We start from the raw sequence: 24,593 nt of genomic DNA, 5'->3' as shown, positions 1-24,593 counted from the left end.
TGAAGGCCCCATCATGAAAGCACTGGTCTACCTGGGAGAGCGCGCGATGCGCCTGCTCGACATGCCCGAGCCGGTGCTCGCGGACGACGAGGTGATGGTGAGCGTCGCCGCGGTCGGCGTCTGCGGTTCCGACATGGCGCTGATCCGCGATGGCGTGCCGGCCATCCCGCCGCCGCTGATCCTCGGCCACGAGTTCGGCGGACGCCTGGCCAACGGCGACTTCGCGGTGGTCAACCCGATGCTCTCGTGCGGCGCTTGCGCACGCTGCCGGGCCGGCCGTACCCACCTGTGCGCCGCGCGCAAGGCGTTGGGCTTCCGCCGGGCCGGCGCCTACGCCGAGCGTGTCGCGGTGCCGGCGCGCAACGTCGTGCCGGCGCCGGGCCTGACGCCGCGCCAGGCCGCACTGGTCGAGCCGATCGCGAACGGCGTGCATGCCTTCCACCGCGCCGGCCGGCCGATGGAGCGCGTCGCCATCCTCGGCGCCGGCTCGATCGGCATGTGCCTGCTGCATGTGCTGGTGAGCGCCGGCGTGCAGGACATCACCGTGGTCGACCCGGTGCGCGAGCGGCTCGACCATGCGCTCGCGGACGGCGCCCGGCACGTCGCGAGCACGCTGCAAGGGGAGTACGAGGCGGTGTTCGACGCAGCCGGCACCGAAGGCACGCGCGCCGCTGCGATCGCCTGCACGCTGCCCGGCGGCGCCATTGCGTTGATCGGGCTGCACGACGACCGCCTCGCGCTGTCGGCCGCCGCATTGGTGGTCGGCGACCGCACGCTGGCGGGCTGCTTCGCCTACACCGAGGGCGAGTTCGTCGAAGCCGTTCGGCTTGCCGGGACCATCGATGCGCCGTGGGCGCAGAGCGTGCCGTTCACCGAATCGGAACAGGCGATGCAGGCGCTGCTCAGCGGCCGCGGCGTGCCCGGCCGGATCAAGACCATCTTCGCGTTCGACGCCTGAGCCGGCGAGAGAGATGCGCGAGAGCGCACGCGCCGCGTGATCGCGTCGACGCCGCCGCTCAGGACGGTACGCGCCCGATCCACTTCGGGTTGTCGATCGCCAGCGCATCGGCGAGCGTCCGGCGCAGGTGATCGACCAGGCCGGGCGCATCGAGCGGGAGGCGGCCGCTGGCGATCGCCTCGGTGAGCTCGTCGTTCAATGCCGCGACCGGATCGTCGCCCGCGTCGGCATGGCCGAGCAGCGCGGTCAGGCGGGCCTGTTCCTCCGCCTCGAAGCCGGCCGCCAGCTGCAGCTCGCGCATCGCGGTCTTCAGCACGTTGATGCCGACGCGGGTCTGAAACCGGTGGTAGCCGGCGAGCGTGGGCAGCAACTCGCGTTCGAGGTAGTCGATGGTGGCGTGCAGCAGCACGTCGGTGGGCGGGATCCGGTTGCTCATGGCATGCTCACGCGGGTGCGCCGTCGATCAGCGAGAAGAAGTCCCACAGCGGCTCCTCGAGCCGGCGGCCGACCGCGCACAGCTCGACGCTGGCGGGCGACCCGTCGGCGCGTTTCGCGAGGCCGCGGCGCACGCACGAGATCGCCCACTTGAGGTTCGAGAAGGCTTCCCAGAAGCGCACGCGCTCGGGATCGACCGCCACGCCTGCAGTGCGCTCGTAGGCCGCGTACAGATCCTCGCGCGCGCCGAAGCCTCCGACCTCGCCGGCACCGCCGAAGCGCCAGGTGCGCATGCACAGTACGCCGAGGTCCTGCATGGGGTCACCGAGGCGCGCGATCTCCCAGTCGAGCACGCAGCGCACGCCGTCGGGCCCGACGATCAGGTTGCCGGTGCGGAAATCCGAATGCACGACGCACGGCTCCCACCGCTTCGGCAGGTTCTCGCGCACCCAGCGCTCGGCGTACGCGAGGGCCGGATGGCGCAACGCGAACTGCGCGAGCAGGCCGCCGTAGACCGTGAGCTCGTCGGCCGGCGACAGCGTCGCGAGAAAGGGCAGGTCGCTTGTCGGCAACCGATGGATGCGCGCCAGGATCTCGCCGCACTGGCGCGCCATCGACGGCCGTGCCGCCGCGAAGTCGTCATGTTCGACGATCCGTCGCCCCAGTGTTTCGCCCTCCACGCGTTCGGTGACGTAGGCGGGGCCGAGGCCGTCTTCAGGCGCGAGCACGCGCCGCACCACCGGCGCCGGCACGCCGCCGGCGCGGGCAACGATCATCAGTGCCGCGTCCTCCCCGGCGCTGAGCTTGGGTGCGCGCCAGGTCGAGGACGACGCGGGCGCAGCGCTCGCGACCGGCGTCTGCTGCAGGATCAGCGGCGCGTGCCGATCGCCCTGCACCCAGTCGAACGACCAGGTCTGCTTGGTCGCGCCGCCGGTGAGGCGCTGCAGCGCGCGGACCTCGCCCGGCGCGCCGTCGCGGGAGAGCGCGGCGGCCAGCGCGGCGGCGACTTCATCGGGCGACATCGTCAGGGTGCGCGGGTCAGATCTTGCGCCCGGCCTCGGCCCAGAACACGTCGCGCAGCTTGCGCTTGAAGATCTTGCCGCTGTCCTCGCGCGGCAGCGTGGCGTGGAAGTCGATGCGCTTCGGCACCTTGTACTTGGCGAGCTTGCCGACGAGGAAGTCGCGCACCTGCGCGGCAGTCACATCGGACCCGGGTACGCGCTCGACCGCGGCGGCGAGCGATTCGCCGAACTCCTCGTCCGGGATGCCGAACACCGCGCAGTCCTGCACGCCCGGACACTGCAGCAACGCCATCTCGATCTCGGCCGGGTAGATGTTGGTGCCGGCCGAGATCACCATGTCGGAGCGGCGGTCGCAGAGGTAGAGGTGGCCGTCCTTCAGGTAGCCGATGTCGCCGCAGCTGATCAGGCCGTCGCGCTCGGCCTTGGTGCGCTTCTCGGGGTTGTTCAGGTAGGTGAAGTCGGCATAGGCCGGCACGCGCATGTAGATCTCGCCGATCTCGCCGGTCGCGACCGGCTTGCCGTCGTCGCCGTAGAAGGCGATCCGGGTGTCGGGCGTCGGCACGCCGACGCTGCCCGGGAACGCCAGCCAGTCGGCCGGCGTGGCCAGGGTGGCGGTGCCGACTTCGGAGCCGCCGTAGGTCTCGTAGACCACCGGGCCCCACCAGTCCATCAGCGCCTTCTTGATCTCGACCGGGCAGGGCGCGCCGGTGTGGGTGACCCATTTCAGCGAGCTCACGTCGTAGCGCGCGCGCACCTCCGCCGGCAGCTTGACCAGGCGCACGAACATCGTCGGCACCATCACCGCATGGCTGATGCGGTGCTTGGCGATCAGCGCGAGCGTCTCTTCCGGGTCGAACTTGGACTGCATCACCAGCACGTCGGCATTCGGCAGCGCCTGGCGGCCGTAGGCGTTCGGCGAGGCGTGGTAGAGCGGACCTGCCACGAGTGCGCGCACGCCCGGCACGACGCCGTAGACCTGCGCCAGCAGGCGGACGTAGGCGGCCGATTGCTCGGGCGTGGCGGCTTCGCGCTGCACGCCCTTCGGATGGCCGGTGGTGCCCGAGGTGTAGATCATGGTGGCGCGGCTGCGCCGGGGCGGACCGTCCCAGGGCTCGTAGCCGGCCAGCCAGTCATCCCACACGACATCGCCGGCGGCCGGGGCCGCCTGTTCCGACGCGATGCCGTAGCGCGACTGCACCTCTGGCGGCGTCGGCACCACCAGCACGGTGATGCCGGCCGGGATGCGCGCGCGCAGCGGCGCGAGCAGGTCCGCATGCGCGACCAGCACCTTGGGGAGCGCATCGTCGAGGATGTAGCAGACCTCTTCAGCCTTGCCGTGCCAGTTGATCGGAACGCTGTAGGCGCCGACCGCCGCCGCGGCCTGCTGGACTTCGAAGAATGCGAAGTCGTTGCGCAGCAGCAGCGCGACGGTGTCGCCTTCGCGCACGCCGAGCGCGTCGAAGCCGCGCGCGGCGCGGGCCGCTCGCTGCAGCAGCGACGCGCGCGCCACGCCGCGGTCGTCGAGATAGATCGTGGGAGTGCTCATGCCGGGTCCAGTGTGCGGTCGCAGAATCGGTGTCGTGTCGTTTCGACGTTGATTATCAATGGTTCAACCAAGGATCATAGCGGGATGTGAGTGGCGCGGCAAGCTCAGGCCATGAACACGCCGCCGTTGACGTCGAGACAGGCACCGTTCAGGTACCCGGCGCCGTCGGAGGCGAGGAAGTGCACGGTGGCCGCGACCTCGGCCACGCTCCCGACCCGCCGCGCCGGGATGCCCTCGAGCGATTTCGCGATGATCTCCGGTGCCGTCTGGTTCGACAGCGGCGTCTCGATGCGGCCCGGCGCGACCGCATTCGCGGCGATGCCGAAGCGCGCATAGTCGCCCGCGACCTGGCGCGTCAGCGCGATCAAACCCGCCTTGGAGGCCGCATAGTGGACACCGGCCTGCGGGATGTAGGTGCGCCCCGCGCGCGACGCGATGTTGACCACGCGGCCCCAGCCCTTGGCCTTCATCGGCGGCACCAGTTCCCGGCACAACAGGAAGGGCGCGGTCAGGTTGACCCGCAGCACGAGCTCCCAATCGCTGGTGGGCACGTCGGGCAACTTGTACGAACCGCCTTCCTTCTTCGGATGCATGCCGGCGTTGTTGACGAGCACGTCGCAGCCGCCCAGGCGCGAGCGCGTGTGTTCGGCGAGCCGCAGTACCTGCGCTTCCTCCGACAGGTCGACCACGATACCCTCGGCCTCGCAGCCATCGACGGCGAGGCGGCGCGCGACCTTGTGGATGCCGTCGCTGCGGTCGGCCAGCAGCAGCCGAGCGCCATCGGCCGCAAAACATTCGGCGATCGCCAGGCCGATGCCGCTGGCAGCGCCGGTGATCAGGATGGAGCGCTTCGAGATCGTCACGGATGTCTCCTTATTTATTGAAAAGGTTATACCATTGGACGTTCCAAACCATCAACCCGAGACACCATGACCCACCCGCTCGAACTCCAAGGCAAGGTCGCGATCGTGACGGGCGCCGCGCGGGGCCTCGGCCGGGCGTTCGCGCTGCGGCTGGCGCGCATGGGCGCAGACGTCGTCGTCGCAGACCTGAACCTGGACGGCGCGGCCGAGTTCGGCGAGCAGCTCGGCGCGGCGAGCGTGCCCGACGAGATCCGCGCGCTCGGCCGGCGCAGCCTGGGTGTGCAGGGCGATCTGCGCGATCGCGCCGCCGGGAACCAGCTGATCGCGCGCACGCAGGACGAATTCGGCCGGATCGACATCCTCGTTAACAACGCCGGCGGCGCGCTCGGGGCGGTCGACCGCAGCTTCGCCTCGACCGCGACCGACGAGGACTGGGCGTTCATGCTGCAGCTCAACCTGATGAGCACGATCCACTGCTGCCAGGCAGCGGTGCCGCACCTGCGCGCGCGCGGTGGCGGCGTGATCGTCAACCTGGCCTCCAAGGCCGGGCTGGACGCGGGCGCGCGCGGCGGGCGGCTGGCGCCCTATGGCATCGCGAAGACCGGCGTGATCCAGTACACGCGCTTCCTCGCCAACGAGCTCGGGCCCGACGGCATCCGCGTCAACTGCATCGCACCGGGTGCGATCACGACGGCGCGCGTCGTCGCGCAGGCCCAGGCACGCAACATCGGCACTGCCGCCGATGCCGCCGCGATCCCGCTCGGGCGCCTGGGCACGACCGAGGACGTTGCCGGGGTGCTGCAGTTCTTCGTGTCGGAGCAGTCGGCCTACGTCACCGGGCAATGCCTGTCGGTGTGCGGCGGCAAGGTGTTGACGCCGTCCTGAGATCGAGCCTCAGCCGCCGGGCAGCGCGATGCCCCAGTCCGCGAGTGCGGATGCGGTGTCGGCGCCGATGGCCTGCGGCGCGCGCGTGGTCGCGCCCGGCGTCGCCGAGAAGCGGGGCGCGGGCCCCGGCAGCATGCGGCCGTCGACCTCGACGAAGCTGCCGCGCGCGACGTTGTGCGGATGCCTCGGCGCCTCGTCCAGGTCCAGCATCGGCGCGAAGCAGACATCGCTGCCTTCCATCAGCGCGCACCACTCGTCGCGCGTGCGCGTCGCGATCGCCGCGGCGATCGTGCGGCGGGTTTCAGGCCAGAGGCTGCGGTCGTTCTGCGTCGCAAGGTCCAGCTTGTCCTGCAGGCCGAGCTTGTCGAGCATCAGCGCGTAGAACTGCGGCTCGATCGCGCCCAGGCTGATCCATTTGCCGTCGGCACAGCGGAACGGGTTGTAGAACGGCGCGGCGCCGTCGAGGAAGTTGCTGCCGCGCTCGCGCCAGCGTCCGCCGGCGTGCATCTCGTAGAACATCGACATCAGCGAGGCCGACCCTTCGACCATCGAGACATCGACGACCTGACCTACGCCGCTGGCGCGCGCGTTCAGCACGCCGGCGAGCAGGCCCATGCCCAGAAAGAGCGAGCCGCCGCCGAAGTCGCCGACCAGGTTGAGCGGCGGGACCGGCGCTTCCGGCGTGCCGATGGCATGGGCCGCGCCGCTGAGCGCGATGTAGTTCAGGTCGTGGCCGGCCACCTGGGCGAGCGGGCCGGTCTGTCCCCAGCCGGTCATGCGCGCGTAGACGAGCTTCGGGTTGCGCGCGAGCGCCAGGGCGGGGCCGAGGCCGAGGCGTTCCATCACGCCCGGGCGGAAGCCTTCGATCGAGGCATCGGCGCGTTCGAGCAACGCCAGGCAGGTTTCGATCGCGGCCGGCTTCTTCAGATCGAGCGCGACCGAGCGACGCCCGCGCGACAGCACGCCCGGTTTGTCGCCGGCACGTTCGGCGCGGTCGATGCGGATGATGTCGGCGCCCAGATCGGCGAGCAGCTGGCCGGCGAACGGCGCCGGCCCGATCGCCGCGAATTCGACGATGCGCACGCCGGTGAGCGGGCCGCTGCGGGGAATGTGTGACGCTGGCGTATCGATGTTCATGAAAAAGTATAAAACGGTTGAACCAATCGCATGGACGGCCGGACTACACTCGGCCATCAAGCAGTCAGGAGTGGGTGCATCCATGATCGAGACCAAACAGCCGCCGACCGCGAAACGCGCGGCGACCTCTGCAACACGTGGCACAGGCGCCGACGGCGCGCCGATGTTCCAGCCGGTGCGCCCGCGGCGCGCCTTCGAGGCGGTCTGCGACCAGATCCGCCGCCGGGTCGCCGACGGCGTGCTGCTGCCGGGCCATCGCCTGCCGGGCGAGCGCGAACTGGCCGAGGAGTTCGACATCAGCCGCAGTGCGGTGCGCCAGGCGCTGCGCAATCTCGAACTCGCCGGCATCGTGCAGTCGCGCACCGGCGTCAACGGCGGCTTCTTCATCAAGAGCGGCGGCTCCGACGGCATCACGCAGGCGGTGCGCGACATGGTCGGCCTCGGCCAGGTGCCCATGGCCAGCGTGTTCGAGGCGCGGATCGAGCTGACGAACGTGGCGATCCGGCTCGCCTGCGAGCGCGCGACCGAGGCCGAGCTCGATGCGATCGCGGCCGACATCGCGGAGCATGGCGAGCTGATCAAGCAGGGGAAGGCGTCGCGCAGCACCGTGTCGTTCGGCCATTTCTATCGGCTGCTGGCGCGCGCGACGCACAACGAGGTGATCGAGATGCTGGTCGACGCGCTGTCGGAGATCGTGCGCACGATCATGCTGGGCATCGACCCGAAGCCGCACCAGGACATGATTCAGGCGCGCGGCAAGGTGCTTCGCTACATCCGCGCGCGTGATCCGGTTCGGGCCTGCGCCGCGATGACCAAGCACCTGCGCCATGTGAGCGAGCATCTGGAAATCCAGCGCCAGGCGCATGCCGTCCCGCCGGTGGCCAAGCGCTGAGCATCAGGAAGCCACGATCAGCGAGAGCATCTCGGCGACCATCGCCGGCTTGTCCGATCCTTCGAGCTCCATCGTGTAGCCGCGGCACAGCATCGTGCCGATCGCCTGCGGCCGGGCCGAGATGACCTTCATGTGCAGGCGCACGCGCGAGTCGGCCGGCACCGGTGCCGGATAGCGCACTTTGTCGAATCCGTAGTTGAACGCGCGCCCGTGGCGCCGCACCTCGACGATCTGCCCCGCCATGCCCGGCACCAGCGAGAGCGTCAGCAACCCGTGCGCGATGGTGCGCCCGCCGGGCAGTTCGCGCGCCGCGCGTTCGAGGTCGCAGTGGTACCAGTTGCGGTCGCCGGTGATCTCGGCGAAGGCGTCGATCATTTTCTGGTCGATCCTCAGCCAGTCGCTGGTGCCGAGGTCGCGGCCGACGTGCTGCGAAAGCTCGGCGAGCGTATCGACGCTGATCATGCCGTTGCGCGCGGTGGCCGCGCCTCGGTCTTCCAGCGCTCCAGGTTGTCCCGGATGATCCCGGCGGCGCGCTCCCACATCGGGAAGGTGCCGCCGCGGAACACGAAGTCGAAGTCGCAGGCATCGCGGAACTCGAGCACCTCGACGCCCTGTGGACCGGCCTTGTACGAGTAGAAGGCGTTGGCGGGCACGAAGAAGCCGTCGCCCGCCCTGAGCACGCGGGTGCCGATCGCGAGCTCCCCGGCGACGATGTAGTAGAGGCACGGCGTGCTGTGCGAATGGGCCGGCAGCGGGAAGTTGCTCTTGAACCAGGCGTAGATCAGGCTGAAACCATTCGGCGACGGGCTGCGGAACAGAACGCGCGACGCAGAACCGGCGGCCACGCCTTCGGCAAAGATCGGGTTCAGCGGTCCACGCTCGGGCGGCGGTGCCTCCGCATGCATCATGCCGGCTTCGAGCAAGGGCTGAGATTCGGAGGCGAGGAAGATCTCGATGCGACCTGGTGGCTCATGCTCGGTCGTGGGGGAGGTCGAAGCGACTTGACTCATTGGAGGCTCCTAGGGGCGGGGTGGGAGGGCGTGTCAGGGCGTATCGCTGGCTTGGCGGCAGGCGCACGACCAGGCCATGCATCGAATCGTCGACGCGGATCTGGCAGGAAAGGCGCGATGTGTCGGGGTGTGGTTCGACCGCCAGCTCGAGCGTCCAACGTTCGGCCTCCTCGGCCGGCGCGAGGCGCTCGCGCCACGGCATGTCGATGTGTACGTGGCACGTTGCGCAGATGCACTCGCCGCCGCAGTCTGCGTCGATGCCGGGGATATTGTGGGCAACGGCGGTGGCCATCAGGCTCTTGCCGGCCTGGGCCTCGACGGTGTGCGAGCGCCCGTCGGGTTGGAGGTAGGTGACCTGGATCATCGGCGCGCCATTCAGCCGAGCGTGGTGACCAGTTCCGGCACGGCTGTGAACAGATCGGCCACCAGGCCATAGTCGGCCACCGAGAAGATCGGTGCCTCCTCGTCCTTGTTGATCGCGACGATCACCTTGGAGTCCTTCATGCCCGCCAGATGCTGGATCGCGCCCGAGATGCCGGCGGCGATGTACAGCTGCGGCGCCACGATCTTGCCGGTCTGGCCGACTTGCCAGTCGTTCGGCGCATAGCCCGCGTCCACCGCTGCGCGGCTGGCACCCAGGCCGGCGTTCAGCTTGTCCGCCAGCGGCGCCATCACTTCGGTGAACTTCTCGGCGCTGCCGAGAGCACGGCCGCCGGACACGATGATCTTCGCGGCGGTCAGTTCGGGGCGCTCGCTCTTGGTGACCTCGCGGCCCACGAAGCTGCTCTTGCCCGAGTCGGCCACGCCTTGTGCGGTTTCGACCGCTGCGCTGCCGCCCGTGGCAGCCGCCGCATCGAAGCCGGTGGTGCGCACGGTGATGACCTTGGTCGCGTCGCTGCTCTGCACGGTCGCAATCGCGTTGCCGGCATAGATCGGGCGCTCGAAGGTGTCGGGGCTGTCGACCTTGGTGATATCCGAGATCTGCGCCACGTCCAGCCTGGCGGCCACGCGCGGGGCCACGTTCTTGCCGTTGGAGGTCGAGGGAAACAGGATGTGGCTGTAGTTGCCGGCAATCGCCAGAACTTGCGCCGCGACGTTCTCCGCGAGGTTCTCGGAAAGGCTCGGGCTGTCGGCCACGATGACCTTGGCGACGCCGGCGATCTGCGCGGCGGCCGTGCCGGCTCCGGCGGCATTGGCGCCAGCGACCAGCACGTGCACGTCGCCACCGCAGGCGATCGCGGCGGTCACAGTGTTGAGGGTCGCGGGCTTGATGCTCGCGTGGTCGTGTTCGGCAATGACAAGTGCGGCCATGTTCAGATCACCTTCGCTTCGTTCTTGAGTTTGTCGACCAGGGCCGCGACATCGGCCACCTTGATGCCGGCGCCGCGCTTGGGCGGCTCGCTGACCTTGAGCGTCTTCAGGCGCGGCTTGACGTCCACGCCGAGGTCTTCGGGCTTGATGGTGTCGAGCCGCTTCTTCTTGGCCTTCATGATGTTGGGCAGCGTGACGTAGCGCGGCTCGTTCAGGCGCAGGTCGGTCGTGATGACGGCAGGAAGAGCCAGCTCCAAGGTCTCGGCGCCACCGTCTATTTCGCGATTCACGCGGCATATCTCGTTGCCATCAGTCCCCGAGATCACGATCTTGCTGGCGAAGGTGGCCTGCGGCAGCTCGGCCAATGCAGCGAGCATTTGCCCGGTCTGGTTGGCGTCGTCGTCGATCGCCTGTTTGCCCAAGATGATCAGCAAAGGTCGTTCCTTGTCAAACAACGCCTTCAACAGCTTGGCGACGGCCAGCGGCTGCAGCTCTTCGGCGGTCTCGACCAGGATGCCGCGATCAGCGCCGATGGCCATCGCGGTGCGCAGGGTTTCCTGGCACTTGGCGTCGCCGCACGAGACGGCGATGACTTCGGTGGCGACACCCTTCTCCTTCAAACGAACTGCCTCTTCGACGGCGATCTCGTCGAACGGGTTCATGCTCATCTTGACGTTGGCGACGTCGACCCCAGTGCCATCGCTCTTGACGCGCACCTTGACGTTGTAATCGACGACGCGTTTGACGGGGACAATGATCTTCATGTCGTGCTCTCACTCCGCTTCCATCTGGTGCTGCAGTTTCTCGACCGCGTCGGTGTACTCGGTCAGCATGTCGTAAATCACGTTCCGGGTCGACGTTTCCTCTGTCATGTCGCCGACGATCTGGCCGACGTAGTAGCCCATGAACTCCTTGCGCCGCGCTTTTTCGATGCGCGCACGCGCCTCGGTGACCAGCAGTCCCTGCTGCGGCATCGGCAGCGGCGTGGGCGCACCGGGTGCGTCCCACGCCTCGGTGAACGCGCTGCGCAGCATGCGGCATTGCTTCCCCGTGAATACGCGGCGCTGGATCGCGTCTTCCGAGCGCGCCGCGAAGAAGCGCTCCTTCATGTCCGGCGACAGCTCGCTCTCCCTGGTGCCGAGCCAGATCGAACCGCACCAGACGCCTTCGCAGCCCAGCGCCAGCGCAGCCGCCATCTGGCGCCCGCGGCCGATGCCGCCCGCGGCCAGCACCGGCACCGGCGCCGCGGCATCGACGATCTGCGGCCACAGCACCATCGAGGTGATGCTGCCGCTGTGCGCGCCGGCCTCCATACCCTGCGCGATCAGCACGTCGATGCCGGCATCGACCTGGTTCTTCGCGTGCTTGGCGCTGCCGATCAGCGCGCCGACCTTCAGGCCCTTGGCATGCAGCAGGTCGATCATCTCCTTCGGCGCGATGCCGAGCGCGCTGACCACGAGCTTGATCTGCGGATGGCGCAACGCAACTTCGATCAGCTCCATGCCGCCCTGCGCGGTCAAGCGGTAGCCGCTGGCGTACTCGGCGAGCTGCTCGCGCTCGTAGGCGGGCAACTCCGGGATGCCGGCGTCCGCGAGTATCTTGTCGACGAAGGCGACGTGCTCCTTCGGCAGCACGGTGGCGCGCTCCTCGAGCGCGTGAACCTCCTCCATCTTCTGCGGCAGCGCGAGGTCCAGCGCATAGGGCCGGCCGTCGGTGTGGTCGTCGATCCACTTGAGTTCGATCTCGAGCTGCTCGGGCGTCACGCGGGTGGTACCAAGCACGCCCATCCCGCCGGCGCGGGTGGCTTCCACGACCACGTCGCGGCAATGAGAGAAGGCGAAGATGGGTGCGTCAATGCCGAACATCTCCGTCATGCGGGTCTTCATTTCAGTCTCCTAGTGCGATCCATCGCCGCTTTCGACGCATTGGTCCAACCAATGATATCAGGGTGACGGACAAAAGAAAAGTCCGTGCGGCGGGCTCACAAGCCATGGCTAACACGCTTGACTTATTGGTTGAACCATATAGATTTTACTGCTCACCCCATGCCCCAGTTCCGCCGACAGACATGACCCATCCCTCGATCATCGCCCGCAGCCACCCCGACAAGCCCGCCGTCGTGATGGGTGCGAGCGGCGCGCACCTGAGCTTTGCCGCGCTAGCCGCTCGCGCCAACCAGGGCGCCCACCTGATGCGCGCGCTCGGGCTGAAGCCCGGCGACCACCTCGCGGTGCTGATGGAGAACACCATCCGCTTCTACGAGGTCTACTGGGCCGCGATGAGCGCGGGCTTGTACTTCACGCCGATCAGCACGCATCTGGGCGCCGCGGAAGCGGCCTACATCGTCAACGACTGCGGCGCGCGGATGTTGGTGTCGTCCTCTGCGATGCGCGAACTGGCGCTGCAGCTGCCGGCGCTCTGCCCGAAGGTCGAGCAGTTCCTGGCGTGCGATGCCGCGTTCGGCCCGTTTGCGAGCTGGGAAGAGGCCATCGGGCCGAAGCCGACCGGCCCGATCCCAGATGAGGTCGGCGGCCACAACATGATGTATTCGTCCGGCACCACCGGTCAGCCCAAGGGCATCAAGGTGCCGTTCGCCAACAACCCGATCGGCGCCATGGTGCCGATCATGCATTCCTTCTCGCGCACTCTCGGCTTCGACGCCGACACGGTCTACCTTTCGCCCGCACCGCTCTACCATGCGGCGCCGCTGGGCTTCAGCGCCGCCGTGCAGCGCATGGGCGGCACGGTCGTGGTGATGGAGAAGTTCGAACCCGAGCAGTTCCTGGCGCTGATCGAGCGCTACCGCATCACGCACACGCAGCTGGTTCCGACGATGTTCGTGCGCATGCTGAAACTGCCGGAGGAGGTCCGCGCGCGCTACGACCTGTCGTCGCTGAAGTGTGCGCTGCACGCGGCGGCGCCGTGCCCGATCGACGTCAAGCAGCGGATGATCGACTGGTGGGGGCGCTGCATCTACGAGCAGTACAGCGGCTCGGAGGGCTCCGGCTGCACGCTGATCAATTCGGACGAGTGGCTGACGCACCCGGGCTCTGTGGGCAAGGCGCTGCTGAACACGGTGCGTATCGTCGGCGAAGACGGTTCGCTGCAACCGGCCGGCACGCCGGGCACGATCTACTTCGAAGGCAGCCGGCCCTTCACGTACCACAACGATCCCGACAAGACCGAGAGCGTCTTCAACGACAAGGGCTGGTCGACGCTCGGCGACATCGGCTATCTCGACGAGGAAGGCTATCTTTATCTGACCGATCGCAAGGCGTACATGGTCATCTCCGGCGGGGTGAACATCTATCCGCAGGAGGCCGAGAACGTGCTAACGATGCATCCGAAGGTGGTCGACATCGCGGTATTCGGCGTGCCGAACGCCGAGTTCGGCGAAGAGGTCAAGGCTGTGGTGCAGCCGGTCGACATGGCCGAGGCCGGCCCCGCACTCGAAGCCGAACTGATCGCCTTCTGCCGGGAACGGCTGGCGGCGCTGAAGTGCCCGAGGAGCATCGACTTCGAGGCCCAACTGCCGCGGCAGGACAACGGCAAGCTCTACAAGCGCCTGCTGCGCGATCGCTACTGGGCCGGTCACGCGAGCCGTGTGATCTGAGGCCCCCATTCCACTTCAACGACGAACCCGCGAACGATGCAGGACTTCCTCAGTTTCGAAGGCAAGACCGTGCTGGTCATCGGCGGCACGAGCGGCATCGGCAACGGCATCGCGCAGGCCTTTCGCGCGGCCGGCGCCCTCGTGCACGCCTGGGGCACGCGCGCCAGCGCGGCCGACTACAAGGTGGAGGAGGGCAGCGACCTCGAGGGCCTGGGCTTTGCGAGCGTCGACGTCGCGAGCGCGGCTGCGATCCAGGCCGTCAAGCCGGCGTTCGAGAAGCTCGACGTGCTGGTGATGGCGCAGGGCGCGGTCCAGTACCGGCGGGCCGAGTTCGAGGACGCGACCTTCCGCCACATCGTCGACGTGAATCTCAACAGTCTGATGACCTGCGCCAGCCTGTTCCATTCGATGCTCAAGGCATCCGGCGGATCGGTGATCATGATCAGTTCGATCTCGGCCTACCGGAGCGCGATCGGCACGCCGGCCTATGCGGCTTCGAAGGCAGCTGCCGTGTCGCTGACCCGGTCGCTCGGCGCTGCTTGGGCGACCGACGGCATCCGTGTCAACGGCATCGCGCCGGGCCTGGTCGCAACCAAGATGACCAAGGTCACCACCGACCATCCGGAGCGCCTGGCGTCGACGCTGGCGCGCATTCCGGCCGGCCGCATCGGCACGCCCCAGGACATGGCGCACGTCGCGCTGTTCCTCGCCTCACCGCTGGCGCAGTACGTCGTCGGCCACACCATTCCGGTGGATGGCGGGCTCAGCGCCTGAACGCTTCGCCACCAAATTCAAGGAGAACGACATGAGCTGGGGATTCGAAACCGACCCGGAGTTCCAGAAGGAACTCGACTGGATCGACAACTTCGTGCGCGAGGAGGTCGAGCCGCTCGACCTGCTGCTCGACAGCCCCTACAACGTGGCCGACGCGGCGCGCAACCGGCTCGTCAGGCCGCTGCAGCAAAGGGTGCGCGAGCGCAAGCTGTGGGCCTGCCATCTCGGGCCCGAACTCGGTGGCCAGGGCTATGGCCAGGTCAAGCTGGCCCTGATGAACGAGATCCTCGGCCGTTCGGTGTTCGCGCCGACCGTGTTCGGCTGCCAGGCGCCCGATTCGGGCAACGCCGAGATCCTCGCGCAGTACGGCACGCCGGCGCAGAAGAAGAAGTATCTGGAGCCGCTGCTCGCGAACGAGATCGTCTCGTGCTTCGCGATGACCGAGCCGCAGGGCGGCTCCGACCCGACCACGTTCACCACCCGCGCGGTGCAGGACGGCGATGACTGGCTGATCAGCGGCCAGAAGTGGTTCGCGTCGAATGCCAGCTACGCCGCGTTCTACATCACGCTGGCGGTTACCGATCCGACCATCTCGGCCTACAAGGGCATGTCGATGTTCATCGTGCCGGCCGACACGCCGGGCATCACGATCATCCGCGACGTGCATCTGGCCGGTCGCAAGGAGGGCGGCCACGGCCACGGGTACCTGAACTTCGAGAACGTGCGCGTGCCGGCCGACCACATGCTGGGCCGCCCGGGCCAGGCCTTCGTCGTGGCGCAGACGCGCCTTGGCGGTGGCCGAATTCACCACGCGATGCGCACCATCGGCGAGGCGCGCAAAGCCTTCGACATGTTGTGCGAGCGCGCCGTCTCGCGCGCTGTTCAGCGTGGACGCCTGGCCGACATGCAGCTCGTGCAGGCAATGGTGGCCGACTCGTGGATCGAGCTCGAGCAGTTCCGCCTGCTGGTGATGCGCACCGCGTGGCTGATCGACAAGGAGAACGACTACAAGAAGGTGCGCAAGGACATCTCGGCCGTCAAGACCGCCATGCCCAAGGTGCTGCACGACATCGTCACGCGCGCGATCCAGGTCCACGGCTCGCTCGGCCTGACCAACGAGATGCCCTTTGTCGAGCAACTGGTGTCGTCGCTGATCATGGGCTTGGCGGACGGGCCGACCGAGGTGCACAAGATCACCCTGGCGCGGGAACTTCTCAGCGAGGTGACGCCAGCGACCGAGCTCTTCCCGAGCTACCACCGTCCGCGCTTGCGCGAAAAGGCGCTCGCCAAGTACGGCGCCGCACCGCATGCGGCAGGCGGGCTCTGATCCCTTGCACGCCATGGACCTGAAGCATGCGCAGGACTGGCGCGAACTGATCGATCTGCAGCGCCTCGCCGGGTGGATGGACGGCCATGGGCTCGGCCGCGGCGCGATCACCGAGCCGGTCCTGCTCGCGGGCGGTACGCAGAACGTCTTGCTGCGGTTCCGCCGCGGCGAGCGCGAGTTCGTGCTGAGGCGGCCGTCGCGCCACATGCGCGCCAACAGCAACGAGACGATGCTGCGCGAGGCGCGCGTGCTTGGCGCGCTGGCGGGCAGCGCGGTGCCGCACCCGGGCCTCATCCAGGGATGCGCCGACACGGACGTCATCGGCGCCGCCTTTTACCTGATGGAGCCGGTCAACGGATTCAATGCAGGCGCCAGCGGCCTGCCGCCGTTGCACGCCGGCGATCGCGCGATGCGACGCCGCATGGGGTTTGCGATGGTCGACGCGATCCTCGCGCTGGGCGCGGTCGATGTTGCTGCGGTGGGGCTTTCGGACTTCGGCCGCGTGGAAGGTTTTCTCGAACGCCAGGTTCCTCGCTGGCGCCAGCAGCTCGACAGCTACGCGGCCTGTGCCGGTTGGCCTGGCCCGGCGGCCATTCCGGAATTGCAGCCGGTGGCCGATTGGCTCGAGGCGAAGCGCCCTGCCGGTTTCATCCCCGGAATCCTGCATGGGGATTTCCACCAGACCAACGTGATGTTTCGCCAGGACGGTCCTGAACTCGCCGCGGTGATCGACTGGGAGCTGGCCACCATCGGCGATCCGCTGCTGGATCTCGGCTGGATGCTCTCGGCCTGGCCACGCGCGGACGGTTCGCACTACGGGCCGAACCGGCTCCAACCGTGGGACGGCTTTCCGACCGCCGACGAGTTGATCGCCTACTACACCGAACGCAGCCCGCGCGACATGCGCAACTTTCGTTGGCACGCGGTGCTCGCCTGCTACAAGTTCGGCATCATCCTCGAAGGCACGTACGCGCGCGCCTGCGCTGGCCAGGCGCCGATTGAGACCGGGGAGCGGCTGCACCGCTCTGCGCTGGCGCTCTTCCAGCGTGCGGCCGAGTGGATCGAGCGGGGCTGAGGTGCGGGACCGAAGTCCCACGCGCGCCATAATCTCTTCGATCGCTGGGTTCAACGTGCCGCCAAAGCGCACGCTTTCATGGATCGAGAGTTCATGAATCGAGATGGCCGGACTGTCGCTACTCGGGCTGAATGTTGGCGGCCTTGATGACCTTCCCCCACGTCTTGGCCTCGGCTGCCTGGAAGCGCCCCCATGGAGCATGAGATGGCCAACCTGCAGGACCAATACAAGCTCGCAGAACAGACGTACGGGGAGGAGGTTCTCAATCTCGCAGTGGCCAGTGGGTACATCGGCAAGCTGATCGGCTCAAGGAAATTTGGGCCATCCGAGTGCGTTGGCAGCTCCAAGGCCACCCGCTCGGTTGCGGAGGTGCCGGCCTGCACCGGCTCGCCCATGCAAGCGTTCGCAGGGAGGCGATCGCCAGGCGATTCCAGTGAAATTCAGTCCGCGCCCGTGCGGCCGCTGCCGCCTGCCGGATTGACGCGCCCTTCCCAGCGGCGCAGGCTGCCGCCGTGGCGCCGGTCGGCGATCGCTGCCACCAGCTTGGAATCGACGATCTCGACAGCGCGCCTTTTCAGCGCCGTAAGCAGGCGTGCCAGTGTCGCGATGTCTTCATCCGATAGCGTGCCCAGCAGCGCGGCGTTCACCTCGACCACGCGCGGGAACAAACGGTCGTAAAGCGCCCGCCCCGGTTGCGTCAGGGATACCGTGGCGCGCCGCCGGTCCCCTGCGTGCGAACGGCGCTCGATCAGGCCCTTGGCCAGCAGCGGCATCAGCGCCTTCGAGGTGCGTGAGCGGTCGAGGCTGGATTGCAGGGCCAGGTCCGACGGCGCCATCGGCCCGACCGCAGCAAGCAGCGCGATAAAGCGCCATTCGCGGCGCGTGATGCCGAATTCACCCTCGCACATGCGCGTCACGCTCGACGCGCTGAAGCTCTGGATCAGGTGCATCTGGTAGTTCACCAGATCGAGCAGACTGCGCGGCTCCTTGAGCTGCGGCGCCTCGAGCTCGTCGGTCATCCAATTGAAGGCTCTGGGGCTGGGCATCTTCTGCCTGCACTTACGGGTATCTCCGGAGGATAGTTGATTTTTGACATCAATGGCCCGTGGCTTACCTTCTGCGGCATGGAACCTTTTCCCACGCCCATGCAGTTCATTGCGGGTCGTTGGCAAGCCGGACGCGGCAGCGCGCAGCTCACCATCACCGATCCGGCGACAGAAGAAGTCCTCGTCCGCGGCGCAGTGGCATCGCGGGCCGACATCGGCGATGCGCTTGACGCCTCTCTGACCGGCTTCGAGACCTGGAAATCGCGCACCGCCGTGGAGCGCGCACGCGTGCTGCGCAAGGGCGCCGCGCTGCTGCGCCAGGGCACCGATCGCATCGCGGCGCTGCTCACTCGCGAGCAGGGCAAGCCCCTGGCCGAGGCCAATCGCGAGATCGAGCAGGCGGCCGACACCATCGATTGGCATGCCGATGAAGGCCGCCGGGCCTACGGCCGCGTGATTCCTTCACGCTGGCCTGGCACGCGGTTTCATACCGAGCTGGTGCCGGTCGGCCCGGTGGCGGCGCTCACGCCGTGGAACTTTCCGGTGATGCTGTCGGCGATCAAGGTCGGCGCGGCGCTGGCTGCCGGCTGCTCGGTGATCCTCAAGCCGGCGGACGAGACGCCATTGGCGGTCTCGGAGATGGTGCGCTGCCTGCACGGCGCCGGCCTGCCCGACGGCGTGCTGCAACTGCTTGTGGGCGAGGCGCCGGAAATCTCGTCGGCGCTCATCGCATCGAAGCAGATCCGCAAGGTTTCCTTCACCGGTTCGACCGAGGTCGGCCGGCTGCTCGCCGAACAGGCGGGGCGGCATCTGAAGCCAGTGACGCTCGAGCTCGGCGGGCATGCGCCGGTGATCGTGTGCGAGGACGCCGACGTCGAGGCCGCCGTGCGCACGCTCGCGGCGATCAAGTTCCGCAATGCCGGCCAGATCTGCGCCAACCCCTCACGCTTCTTCGTGCACCGCACGCTGGCCGCCCGATTTGCCGATGCCATGGGTGGCGTGGCCGCCGGGCAGCGCCTCGGTGCCGGCAGCAACGCCCAGACCACGATGGGCCCACTGGCCAACCGACGGCGCTTCGACGCGGTGCAGGCGCTGGTGGACGACGCGCGCACGCACGGTGCGGCGGTGGTCGCCGGCGGTCGCCGCCACGGCACGCGGGGCTTCTTCTTCGAGCCGACCGTGCTGTCGCAGGTGCCCGACGAGGCGCGGGTGATGCACGAAGAGCCGTTCGGCCCGATCGTGCCGGTGACGCCGTTCGACACGCTCGACGAGGCGATCGCGCGCGCCAACGCGCTCGACGTCGGCCTGGCCGCCTTCGGCTTCACGCGCTCGCTGGCATCGGCCCACCGGCTCGGCGCCGAACTGCAGGCGGGCTCGGTCGGCATCAACAGCATCTCCCTGATGCAACCCGAAACACCCTTCGGCGGAGTGCGCGGCAGCGGCTTCGGCCGGGAAAACGGCAGCGAAGGCCTGGCGGGCTACCTCAGCCCTCGCACCATCGTCACTGCCGTGTGAAGAAAACCTTGCCAACGCTTTCCGGAACCTCCATGAAGCCCTCCCACGAGACCCTGCGCGACTCCAATGCGCGCCACATGTTCCACCCGATGGCTGACCCCAAGGCTGTGCAAGCCAATCCGCCGATCATCATCGAGCGCGGCGATGGCGTGCACGTGTGGGACGTCGACGGCACGCGCTATCTGGACACCGTGGCCTCCCTGTGGAACGTGAACGTCGGCCATAACCGGCCCGAGATCAAGCGCGCCATCGCCGAGCAGCTCGACAAGCTCGCCTACTACTCGACTTTCGTCAATACCACCAATCCGCCGGCCATCGAGCTGTCGGCGCGGCTCGCCTCGATGTTCGCCCCGGAGAAGATGAGCAAGGTGCTGTTCAGCTCGGGCGGCTCGGACGCGGTGGAGACGGCACTCAAGCTGGCGCGCCAGTACTGGAAGCTCGAAGGCCAGGCCGGGCGCACCAAGTTCATTTCGCTCACCTGGGGCTATCACGGCGTGCACATCGGCGGCGCCTCGGTCAACGGCAATCCGGCATTTCGCCTCGCCTACGAGCCGCTGCTACCCGGCTGTTTCCAGGTCGAGAGCCCCTACCTCTACCGCAATCCCTGGGGGGAGGCCGATCCGGCAAGGCTCGCCAAGCTGTGCGCTGCCGAACTGGAGCGCGCCATCCAGTACCAGGGCCCCGAGACCGTGGCCGCCTTCATCGCCGAGCCGGTGCAGGGTGCCGGTGGCGTGATCGTGCCGCACGAGAGCTACTGGCCGCTGGTGCGGGCCGTCTGCGACAAGTACGGCGTGTTGCTGATTTCCGACGAGATCGTCACCGGCTTCGGCCGCATCGGCGCGATGTGCGGCGCGCGGGCCTGGGGCGTGGCGCCCGACCTGATGGCGATGGCCAAGGGCATCAATTCGGGCTACGTGCCGCTGGGCGCCACGCTCATCAACGAGCGCGTGGCCAGCGCCTTTGACAAGCCCGGCTTGCCGGCCGCGCTGATGCACGGTTACACCTACACCGGTCATCCGCTGGCCTGTGCCGCGGCCAATGCCAACCTCGAGATCGTCGAAGCCGAGAACCTGCCGGCGCGATCGCTAGAGATCGGTGACTACCTGCTGCAGCGGCTGGGCGAGTTCACGCGTTACCCGCATGTGGGCGATGTGCGCGGCAAGGGCTTGATGGCGGCGATCGAACTGGTGGCCGACGGCGAGACGAAGGAGATGCTCGCCCTCCCTGCGCCCTATGTGCAGGCGCTGGTCGCCACGGCTCGCAGCGAGGGCGCCATCGTGCGGGTGCAGGGCAACCGCCTGATTCTGTCGCCGCCGCTGGTGTTCTCGAACGCCGATATCGACGAAACCGTGCGCGTGCTGCACGCCGCGTTCCAGGCCGCCGAGCGCGCCTGAGGAGATCCCCACAATGCAAGCCATTCTCGAGGTTCGCGGCATCCGGAAGGCGCTGGGCGAAGGCAGCGCGCGCCAGACCATCATTGGCGATCTGACCCTGGCCGCGCGGACAGGCGAGTTCCTCTCGGTCGTCGGTCCAAGCGGCTGCGGCAAGACCACCCTGCTCATGTGCCTGGCCGGCCTCTACGGCGTCGATGCCGGCAGCGTGCAGTTCGAGCAGCAGCTCGTGAGCGCCCCGCCACCCGGCCTGTCGGTCGTGTTCCAGGACTACAGCCGCTCGCTGCTGCCGTGGAAGAACAACTTTGACAACGTGCTGTTCGGCATGAAGCGCACTGCGCTGGGTGATGCGGAGAAGAGCGAGCGCGCGCTCGAGCTGCTGGCGGCGGTGGGGCTCAAGGGCTTCGAGCGGCATTTTCCCTGGCAGGTGTCGGGCGGCATGCAACAGCGCGTGGCCATCGCGCGCGGGCTGGCCGCACAGTCGCACCTGCTGCTGCTCGACGAACCGCTCGCCGCGGTCGATGCGCAGACGCGCGCCGAGCTGCAGGACCTGCTGCTTGAGCTGGCGCAGCGCTTCAACCAGACCTGCCTGCTCGTCACGCACGACGTCGACGAAGCCGTCTACATGGCCGATCGCGTGATCGTGCTGTCGCGCCGCCCGACTCACGTGGTGGCCGACCTGGCCGTGCCGCTGGCCAAGCCGCGCGACCAGTTGGCCACCCGCGAGCACCGCACCTACCTCGACCTGCGCCATGAGGTGCTCACGATGATTCGCTCGATGCGCCAGGCCGCCTGAGCCACCCCAACGAAACGGAACCGCCATGACACTCCTCATCTCCCGCGTGCTGCGCGCCGCTGCAGCGGCCCTGGCCCTGATTGCTGCGGCGGCCTCTGCCGCCGACGCCCAGCAGACCATTCGTATCGCGGGCCTGCGGGCCGATTCGATGATCCGGCTGTATCACGCCGAACGGGCTGGCTACCTCGCGAAAGAGGGTCTGAAGGCCGAGTTCACGCTGCTCGGCTCCGGCCCGGCAGTGGCCTCCGCCGTAGTGAGCGGCTCGGTCGACGTCGGCTACTCGGCCGTGGTGCCCGGCATCTTCGCGCGCGCCAACAACCAGCCATACAAGATGTTCATGACCATGGCCACCGAGTCGGGCGAGACAGGGCATCAGGGCACATGGATTGCTGTCAAGGACGCGAGCGCGGTGCGCAGCGTGAAGGACCTCGCCGGCAAGACGGTCGCGTTCAATGCCTCGGGCGCCCTGTGCGAGCTGTTGGTGCGCGACCATCTGGCCAAGGCCGGCGTCTCCTACGACGCGGTGAAGAAGGTCGTGCTGCCGTTCCCGCAGATGCAGGCGGCACTGGAGACCGGCAATGCCGACGCTGCGTGCCTCACCGAGCCCTTCTTCGCCGCCGCCAGGATGGCCCCGAACGTGAAGGCGCGCCCGCTGGTCGCCGGCATGGTGGCAGACCTCGATCCGACGACCCGTGTGGCGCAGGACGGCATGTTTGTGCGCGACGACTGGGGCAGCTCGCACAAGGACGTGCTGCGCAAGCTGGTGAAGGCCGTCACCCGCGCGACCGAGGACTTCAAGCAGAATCCGTCGCTCTACCGTAAGCAGATGGTGGAAGAGTTCAAGCTCAAGCCAGCAATGGCCGAGCAGATCGCGATCTACTTCGACTTCGGCGACCTTGCCGCGCAAGCGCGCGACGTGCAGCCGGTGGTCGCTGCGATGCAGCGCAACGGATTGCTCAAGTCCGACATCAAGGCCGAAGACGTCGTGCTGCCGCTGGACTGAGGGGCTACTCCATGATGCTCGTACCGTTCGTCCGCGCCGCGTTCGCCGGCCTGCTGCTCGCCGCCGCCATGTCAGCCTCCGCACAGACCATTCTCAACGTGCCCGGCCTGCGCACAATCGCGCTGCTGCCGGTCCAGCATGCGCTCAAGCAGGGCTACTTCAAGCGCGAAGGGCTCGACGTGATTCTCGAGGTCAAGTGATGAGCCAACGATTCCGCATTCAAGGACTGGCCATGCCCTCCTGGAGCAAACCCCTCGTCAGCCTTGTCGGCTTCCTGCTGGTGTGGCAAGCCGTGGTCCTGATGGGCCATATCCCCCAGGAGTACCTGCCCGGCGTACCTGCGATCGGCATGGCGCTGGTCGAGCAGTTCGGCGTCAGCGACTTCTGGATGGGCGAGGCGCTCACCGTGTCACGCGCCGTAGGCGGCCTGCTGCTGGCCACCCTTACCGGCGTGGGCGCCGCGCTGCTGGGCGCGCGCTACCGCGTAGTCGAGCGCGCGCTCTCGCCGCTGGTGCAGATCATGATATCGCTGCCGCCAGCGGCGCTCGTGCCGCTCTCGATCTTCGCGCTGGGCCTGGGCGCCAAGCTGTTCGGCTTCATCATCTGGTTTGCCGGCGTGTGGAACATCTACTTGTCCGCTGCCAACGCGCTGAAGACGAGCGAGCCGGTGCAACTGCATGTTGCGCGCACCTTCGGGTATGGCGGATGGGAAATCTTGTGGCGGGTACGCCTGCCCGCGGCCTGGCCGGAGATCTTCACCGGCGTGCGCATCGCTGCCGCGGGTTGCCTGATGGCCGCGGTGGCCGCCGAGATGCTGGCCGGCAAGGACGGCCTGGGCTTTATGCTCTACGACACCGCTTTCTCGCTGCGTATCCCCGAGATGTTCGCGTTGCTGGCGGTTGCCGGTCTCAACGGCGTGCTACTCAACGAAGTCATCGTGCGGCTGCGCCGCCGCACCTGCGGCTGGCATGACCGCCTTGGCGCCATGGCCGACGCCTGAGGGAATCCGCGATCATGTTGCAACGAATCAACTGGCCCGGCCTCATCTTCATGGCCGCACTGCTGCTCGCTTGGGAAGTCTCAGCACGCTCCGTTGCCTCGCCCGCCTATCCCGGCCTTCTCGCCGTGGTGCATGCGCTCGTGGTCGATCTGCCAGCCTTCACTTCGGAGATCGGCGTCACGCTGGCCCGCGCGGCGGCCGGCTTCGCCTTGGCACTGATGACCATGCTGCCGCTGGGCATGTTCATCGGCCGCACGCCAAAGATCGGGCAGTACCTGGAGCCGATCATTGATCTGCTGCGTCCGCTGCCGCCGCTGGCTATCGTGCCAGTGGCAATGCTCTTCGCCGGCACAGGCAGTGCGGCCAAGATCTGCGTGATCTTCTACAGCGCCTCGTTCCCGCTGCTCATCAATGCGATCGACGCGACCCGCTCGACGCATCCCATGCTGGTCAACGTCGGCCGTTCAATCGGCCTCACGCGGCTTGAGATCATGCGCCACATCGACTTGCCGGCCGCGCTGCCGCAGATCATGTCGGGCGTGCGCCTGAGCGTGGCGCTCTCGGTGCTCATCAGCGTGAGCTCCGAGATGCTGTTGTCCACCGACGGCTTGGGCAATTACCTGATGCGCGCGCAGGAGCAGTTTCAGATCGCCGGCGGCCTGGCGGCCATCGTGCTGATCGCACTGGTCTCGCTGGTGATCAACACCGTCGTGCGGCACGTCGAGCAATGGCTGCTCGCGTGGCATCACGCGCAGCAAGGTCTTGCGCGCGGCTGACTCCCTTCCCTCAGATCCACAAGGTTGACCCCATGAGTGAAGTTGCTTCTCCCCATCGCACCGATGCGGGCATCGGCGTCGACCTGCAACGCGTCGACCTGCAACGCGTTGAGCGCCAGCTCGAGCGCATGGACCTCTAGCTGTTGAGTTGCATGTATGGACCCGACGCCATTTGCAAGCTGCTTTCGGTGCTGAGAAACGGTTTGCATGCATGTATC

Annotated in this window: 26 protein-coding genes; 14 read left to right on the top strand and 12 right to left on the bottom strand. The window is 67.9% G+C overall.

The genetic code is table 11. The features are described 5' to 3' along the window. Positions 1 to 13 precede the first annotated feature (13 nt). Positions 14 to 958, top strand: a complete 945-nt coding sequence (locus tag AC3A6Y_RS31265; RefSeq protein ID WP_487872107.1) for a zinc-dependent alcohol dehydrogenase — start codon at positions 14 to 16, stop codon at positions 956 to 958. A 58-nt stretch (positions 959 to 1,016) separates the two neighbouring features. Here AC3A6Y_RS31265 and AC3A6Y_RS31260 read toward each other — a convergent pair whose 3' ends face one another. The 4 genes from AC3A6Y_RS31260 to AC3A6Y_RS31245 form a co-directional block, all read right to left on the bottom strand. Next, a complete protein-coding gene (locus AC3A6Y_RS31260; protein ID WP_487872106.1) occupies positions 1,017 to 1,394 on the bottom strand; it encodes a DUF6285 domain-containing protein in 378 nt (125 codons plus the stop codon). Between the two features lie 7 nt (positions 1,395 to 1,401). Then, on the bottom strand, positions 1,402 to 2,415 hold the full coding sequence (locus AC3A6Y_RS31255) for a phosphotransferase family protein (RefSeq protein ID WP_487872105.1): 1,014 nt from the start codon (positions 2,413 to 2,415) through the stop codon (positions 1,402 to 1,404). A gap of 16 nt (positions 2,416 to 2,431) precedes the next feature. Further along, on the bottom strand, positions 2,432 to 3,961 hold the full coding sequence (locus AC3A6Y_RS31250; protein WP_487872104.1) for an acyl-CoA synthetase: 1,530 nt from the start codon (positions 3,959 to 3,961) through the stop codon (positions 2,432 to 2,434). Between the two features lie 104 nt (positions 3,962 to 4,065). Next, a complete protein-coding gene (locus tag AC3A6Y_RS31245; RefSeq protein WP_487872103.1) occupies positions 4,066 to 4,824 on the bottom strand; it encodes an SDR family NAD(P)-dependent oxidoreductase in 759 nt (252 codons plus the stop codon). Between the two features lie 66 nt (positions 4,825 to 4,890). Between AC3A6Y_RS31245 and AC3A6Y_RS31240 the strand changes: the two genes are divergently transcribed. Then, positions 4,891 to 5,709 (top strand): SDR family NAD(P)-dependent oxidoreductase, encoded by an 819-nt coding sequence (locus AC3A6Y_RS31240; protein WP_487872102.1) that lies wholly within the window; start codon positions 4,891 to 4,893, stop codon positions 5,707 to 5,709. A gap of 9 nt (positions 5,710 to 5,718) precedes the next feature. Here the strand turns inward: AC3A6Y_RS31240 and AC3A6Y_RS31235 are convergent, their stop codons facing one another. Continuing rightward, positions 5,719 to 6,930 (bottom strand): CaiB/BaiF CoA transferase family protein, encoded by a 1,212-nt coding sequence (locus AC3A6Y_RS31235; RefSeq protein ID WP_487872101.1) that lies wholly within the window; start codon positions 6,928 to 6,930, stop codon positions 5,719 to 5,721. On the opposite strand from AC3A6Y_RS31235, the gene AC3A6Y_RS31230 reads away from it, so the two are divergent. Next, complete coding sequence (locus tag AC3A6Y_RS31230; RefSeq protein ID WP_487872100.1) at positions 6,929 to 7,738, top strand: FadR/GntR family transcriptional regulator; 810 nt, start codon at positions 6,929 to 6,931, stop codon at positions 7,736 to 7,738. The two genes, AC3A6Y_RS31235 and AC3A6Y_RS31230, sit on opposite strands and share 2 nt — an antisense overlap. 3 nt (positions 7,739 to 7,741) lie before the next feature. Here the strand turns inward: AC3A6Y_RS31230 and AC3A6Y_RS31225 are convergent, their stop codons facing one another. The 6 genes from AC3A6Y_RS31225 to AC3A6Y_RS31200 are packed head-to-tail and all read right to left on the bottom strand — an operon-like array spanning position 7,742 to position 11,945. Further along, complete coding sequence (locus AC3A6Y_RS31225) at positions 7,742 to 8,200, bottom strand: MaoC family dehydratase (protein ID WP_487872099.1); 459 nt, start codon at positions 8,198 to 8,200, stop codon at positions 7,742 to 7,744. Beyond that, positions 8,197 to 8,748 (bottom strand): cupin domain-containing protein, encoded by a 552-nt coding sequence (locus tag AC3A6Y_RS31220; protein WP_487872098.1) that lies wholly within the window; start codon positions 8,746 to 8,748, stop codon positions 8,197 to 8,199. The genes AC3A6Y_RS31225 and AC3A6Y_RS31220 overlap by 4 nt, the downstream gene beginning before the upstream one ends. Beyond that, positions 8,708 to 9,112, bottom strand: coding sequence for a 2Fe-2S iron-sulfur cluster-binding protein (locus tag AC3A6Y_RS31215; protein WP_487872097.1), 405 nt, complete (start codon positions 9,110 to 9,112; stop codon positions 8,708 to 8,710). The genes AC3A6Y_RS31220 and AC3A6Y_RS31215 overlap by 41 nt, the downstream gene beginning before the upstream one ends. Before the next feature lie 11 nt (positions 9,113 to 9,123). Then, on the bottom strand, positions 9,124 to 10,059 hold the full coding sequence (locus tag AC3A6Y_RS31210) for an electron transfer flavoprotein subunit alpha/FixB family protein (RefSeq protein ID WP_487872096.1): 936 nt from the start codon (positions 10,057 to 10,059) through the stop codon (positions 9,124 to 9,126). Between the two features lie 2 nt (positions 10,060 to 10,061). Next, positions 10,062 to 10,823, bottom strand: a complete 762-nt coding sequence (locus AC3A6Y_RS31205; protein ID WP_487872095.1) for an electron transfer flavoprotein subunit beta/FixA family protein — start codon at positions 10,821 to 10,823, stop codon at positions 10,062 to 10,064. Positions 10,824 to 10,832: 9 nt separating this feature from the next. Then, a complete protein-coding gene (locus tag AC3A6Y_RS31200; RefSeq protein ID WP_487872094.1) occupies positions 10,833 to 11,945 on the bottom strand; it encodes a nitronate monooxygenase in 1,113 nt (370 codons plus the stop codon). A 182-nt stretch (positions 11,946 to 12,127) separates the two neighbouring features. Here AC3A6Y_RS31200 and AC3A6Y_RS31195 point away from each other — a divergent pair, with 182 nt between their 5' ends. Genes AC3A6Y_RS31195 through AC3A6Y_RS31180 form a run of 4 tightly spaced genes read left to right on the top strand, consistent with a single transcriptional unit; the run spans position 12,128 to position 16,848 of the window. Continuing rightward, complete coding sequence (locus AC3A6Y_RS31195; protein WP_487872190.1) at positions 12,128 to 13,672, top strand: acyl-CoA synthetase; 1,545 nt, start codon at positions 12,128 to 12,130, stop codon at positions 13,670 to 13,672. A 36-nt stretch (positions 13,673 to 13,708) separates the two neighbouring features. Beyond that, the gene (locus AC3A6Y_RS31190) at positions 13,709 to 14,446 is read left to right on the top strand and encodes an SDR family NAD(P)-dependent oxidoreductase (protein ID WP_487872093.1); all 738 of its coding nucleotides are present in this window, start codon (positions 13,709 to 13,711) and stop codon (positions 14,444 to 14,446) included. A 31-nt stretch (positions 14,447 to 14,477) separates the two neighbouring features. Then, positions 14,478 to 15,773 carry an acyl-CoA dehydrogenase family protein gene (locus tag AC3A6Y_RS31185; RefSeq protein WP_487872092.1) on the top strand — a complete coding sequence of 432 codons (1,296 nt, stop codon included), beginning with the start codon at positions 14,478 to 14,480 and terminating at the stop codon, positions 15,771 to 15,773. A gap of 13 nt (positions 15,774 to 15,786) precedes the next feature. Then, a complete protein-coding gene (locus AC3A6Y_RS31180) occupies positions 15,787 to 16,848 on the top strand; it encodes a phosphotransferase family protein (protein WP_487872091.1) in 1,062 nt (353 codons plus the stop codon). A gap of 440 nt (positions 16,849 to 17,288) precedes the next feature. Here AC3A6Y_RS31180 and AC3A6Y_RS31175 read toward each other — a convergent pair whose 3' ends face one another. Further along, the gene (locus AC3A6Y_RS31175) at positions 17,289 to 17,867 is read right to left on the bottom strand and encodes a MarR family winged helix-turn-helix transcriptional regulator (protein ID WP_487872090.1); all 579 of its coding nucleotides are present in this window, start codon (positions 17,865 to 17,867) and stop codon (positions 17,289 to 17,291) included. A 105-nt stretch (positions 17,868 to 17,972) separates the two neighbouring features. Here AC3A6Y_RS31175 and AC3A6Y_RS31170 point away from each other — a divergent pair, with 105 nt between their 5' ends. From AC3A6Y_RS31170 to AC3A6Y_RS31140, 7 genes are read left to right on the top strand one after another with little or no spacing between them, the layout of a single operon-like run. Continuing rightward, positions 17,973 to 19,409: an NAD-dependent succinate-semialdehyde dehydrogenase gene (locus AC3A6Y_RS31170; protein WP_487872089.1), complete on the top strand. Its 1,437-nt coding sequence runs from the start codon at positions 17,973 to 17,975 to the stop codon at positions 19,407 to 19,409. A 32-nt stretch (positions 19,410 to 19,441) separates the two neighbouring features. Continuing rightward, the gene (locus AC3A6Y_RS31165; RefSeq protein ID WP_487872088.1) at positions 19,442 to 20,803 is read left to right on the top strand and encodes an aminotransferase class III-fold pyridoxal phosphate-dependent enzyme; all 1,362 of its coding nucleotides are present in this window, start codon (positions 19,442 to 19,444) and stop codon (positions 20,801 to 20,803) included. Positions 20,804 to 20,816: 13 nt separating this feature from the next. Beyond that, positions 20,817 to 21,596, top strand: a complete 780-nt coding sequence (locus AC3A6Y_RS31160) for an ABC transporter ATP-binding protein (RefSeq protein WP_487872087.1) — start codon at positions 20,817 to 20,819, stop codon at positions 21,594 to 21,596. 25 nt (positions 21,597 to 21,621) lie between these two features. After that, positions 21,622 to 22,599 carry an ABC transporter substrate-binding protein gene (locus AC3A6Y_RS31155; protein ID WP_487872086.1) on the top strand — a complete coding sequence of 326 codons (978 nt, stop codon included), beginning with the start codon at positions 21,622 to 21,624 and terminating at the stop codon, positions 22,597 to 22,599. An 11-nt stretch (positions 22,600 to 22,610) separates the two neighbouring features. Next, on the top strand, positions 22,611 to 22,799 hold the full coding sequence (locus AC3A6Y_RS31150; protein WP_487872085.1) for a hypothetical protein: 189 nt from the start codon (positions 22,611 to 22,613) through the stop codon (positions 22,797 to 22,799). Positions 22,800 to 22,831: 32 nt separating this feature from the next. Continuing rightward, the gene (locus AC3A6Y_RS31145) at positions 22,832 to 23,599 is read left to right on the top strand and encodes an ABC transporter permease (protein WP_487872084.1); all 768 of its coding nucleotides are present in this window, start codon (positions 22,832 to 22,834) and stop codon (positions 23,597 to 23,599) included. Between the two features lie 14 nt (positions 23,600 to 23,613). Next, positions 23,614 to 24,375, top strand: coding sequence for an ABC transporter permease (locus AC3A6Y_RS31140; RefSeq protein ID WP_487872083.1), 762 nt, complete (start codon positions 23,614 to 23,616; stop codon positions 24,373 to 24,375). Positions 24,376 to 24,593: the final 218 nt, after the last annotated feature.

This window comes from Variovorax sp. Soil_C_17, assembly GCF_057657265.1.
The sequence above is the reverse complement of the archived record's forward strand: the minus strand, read 5'-3'. Positions and strand labels throughout refer to the sequence as shown.

Bases quoted from the DNA above. Each gene is read 5' to 3' on its own strand.
- AC3A6Y_RS31205 (WP_487872095.1), bottom strand. From the start codon at position 10,823: ATGAAGATCATTGTCCCCGTCAAACGCGTCGTCGATTACAACGTCAAG.
- AC3A6Y_RS31250 (WP_487872104.1), bottom strand. From the start codon at position 3,961: ATGAGCACTCCCACGATCTATCTCGACGACCGCGGCGTGGCGCGCGCG.
- AC3A6Y_RS31195 (WP_487872190.1), top strand. From the start codon at position 12,128: ATGACCCATCCCTCGATCATCGCCCGCAGCCACCCCGACAAGCCCGCC.
- AC3A6Y_RS31215 (WP_487872097.1), bottom strand. From the start codon at position 9,112: ATGATCCAGGTCACCTACCTCCAACCCGACGGGCGCTCGCACACCGTC.
- AC3A6Y_RS31140 (WP_487872083.1), top strand. From the start codon at position 23,614: ATGTTGCAACGAATCAACTGGCCCGGCCTCATCTTCATGGCCGCACTG.
- AC3A6Y_RS31165 (WP_487872088.1), top strand. From the start codon at position 19,442: ATGAAGCCCTCCCACGAGACCCTGCGCGACTCCAATGCGCGCCACATG.
- AC3A6Y_RS31235 (WP_487872101.1), bottom strand. From the start codon at position 6,930: ATGGATGCACCCACTCCTGACTGCTTGATGGCCGAGTGTAGTCCGGCC.
- AC3A6Y_RS31200 (WP_487872094.1), bottom strand. From the start codon at position 11,945: ATGAAGACCCGCATGACGGAGATGTTCGGCATTGACGCACCCATCTTC.
- AC3A6Y_RS31150 (WP_487872085.1), top strand. From the start codon at position 22,611: ATGATGCTCGTACCGTTCGTCCGCGCCGCGTTCGCCGGCCTGCTGCTC.
- AC3A6Y_RS31180 (WP_487872091.1), top strand. From the start codon at position 15,787: ATGGACCTGAAGCATGCGCAGGACTGGCGCGAACTGATCGATCTGCAG.
- AC3A6Y_RS31210 (WP_487872096.1), bottom strand. From the start codon at position 10,059: ATGGCCGCACTTGTCATTGCCGAACACGACCACGCGAGCATCAAGCCC.
- AC3A6Y_RS31260 (WP_487872106.1), bottom strand. From the start codon at position 1,394: ATGAGCAACCGGATCCCGCCCACCGACGTGCTGCTGCACGCCACCATC.
- AC3A6Y_RS31225 (WP_487872099.1), bottom strand. From the start codon at position 8,200: ATGATCAGCGTCGATACGCTCGCCGAGCTTTCGCAGCACGTCGGCCGC.
- AC3A6Y_RS31145 (WP_487872084.1), top strand. From the start codon at position 22,832: ATGCCCTCCTGGAGCAAACCCCTCGTCAGCCTTGTCGGCTTCCTGCTG.
- AC3A6Y_RS31240 (WP_487872102.1), top strand. From the start codon at position 4,891: ATGACCCACCCGCTCGAACTCCAAGGCAAGGTCGCGATCGTGACGGGC.
- AC3A6Y_RS31255 (WP_487872105.1), bottom strand. From the start codon at position 2,415: ATGTCGCCCGATGAAGTCGCCGCCGCGCTGGCCGCCGCGCTCTCCCGC.
- AC3A6Y_RS31185 (WP_487872092.1), top strand. From the start codon at position 14,478: ATGAGCTGGGGATTCGAAACCGACCCGGAGTTCCAGAAGGAACTCGAC.
- AC3A6Y_RS31175 (WP_487872090.1), bottom strand. From the start codon at position 17,867: ATGACCGACGAGCTCGAGGCGCCGCAGCTCAAGGAGCCGCGCAGTCTG.
- AC3A6Y_RS31265 (WP_487872107.1), top strand. From the start codon at position 14: ATGAAAGCACTGGTCTACCTGGGAGAGCGCGCGATGCGCCTGCTCGAC.
- AC3A6Y_RS31220 (WP_487872098.1), bottom strand. From the start codon at position 8,748: ATGAGTCAAGTCGCTTCGACCTCCCCCACGACCGAGCATGAGCCACCA.
- AC3A6Y_RS31170 (WP_487872089.1), top strand. From the start codon at position 17,973: ATGGAACCTTTTCCCACGCCCATGCAGTTCATTGCGGGTCGTTGGCAA.
- AC3A6Y_RS31230 (WP_487872100.1), top strand. From the start codon at position 6,929: ATGATCGAGACCAAACAGCCGCCGACCGCGAAACGCGCGGCGACCTCT.
- AC3A6Y_RS31160 (WP_487872087.1), top strand. From the start codon at position 20,817: ATGCAAGCCATTCTCGAGGTTCGCGGCATCCGGAAGGCGCTGGGCGAA.
- AC3A6Y_RS31190 (WP_487872093.1), top strand. From the start codon at position 13,709: ATGCAGGACTTCCTCAGTTTCGAAGGCAAGACCGTGCTGGTCATCGGC.
- AC3A6Y_RS31155 (WP_487872086.1), top strand. From the start codon at position 21,622: ATGACACTCCTCATCTCCCGCGTGCTGCGCGCCGCTGCAGCGGCCCTG.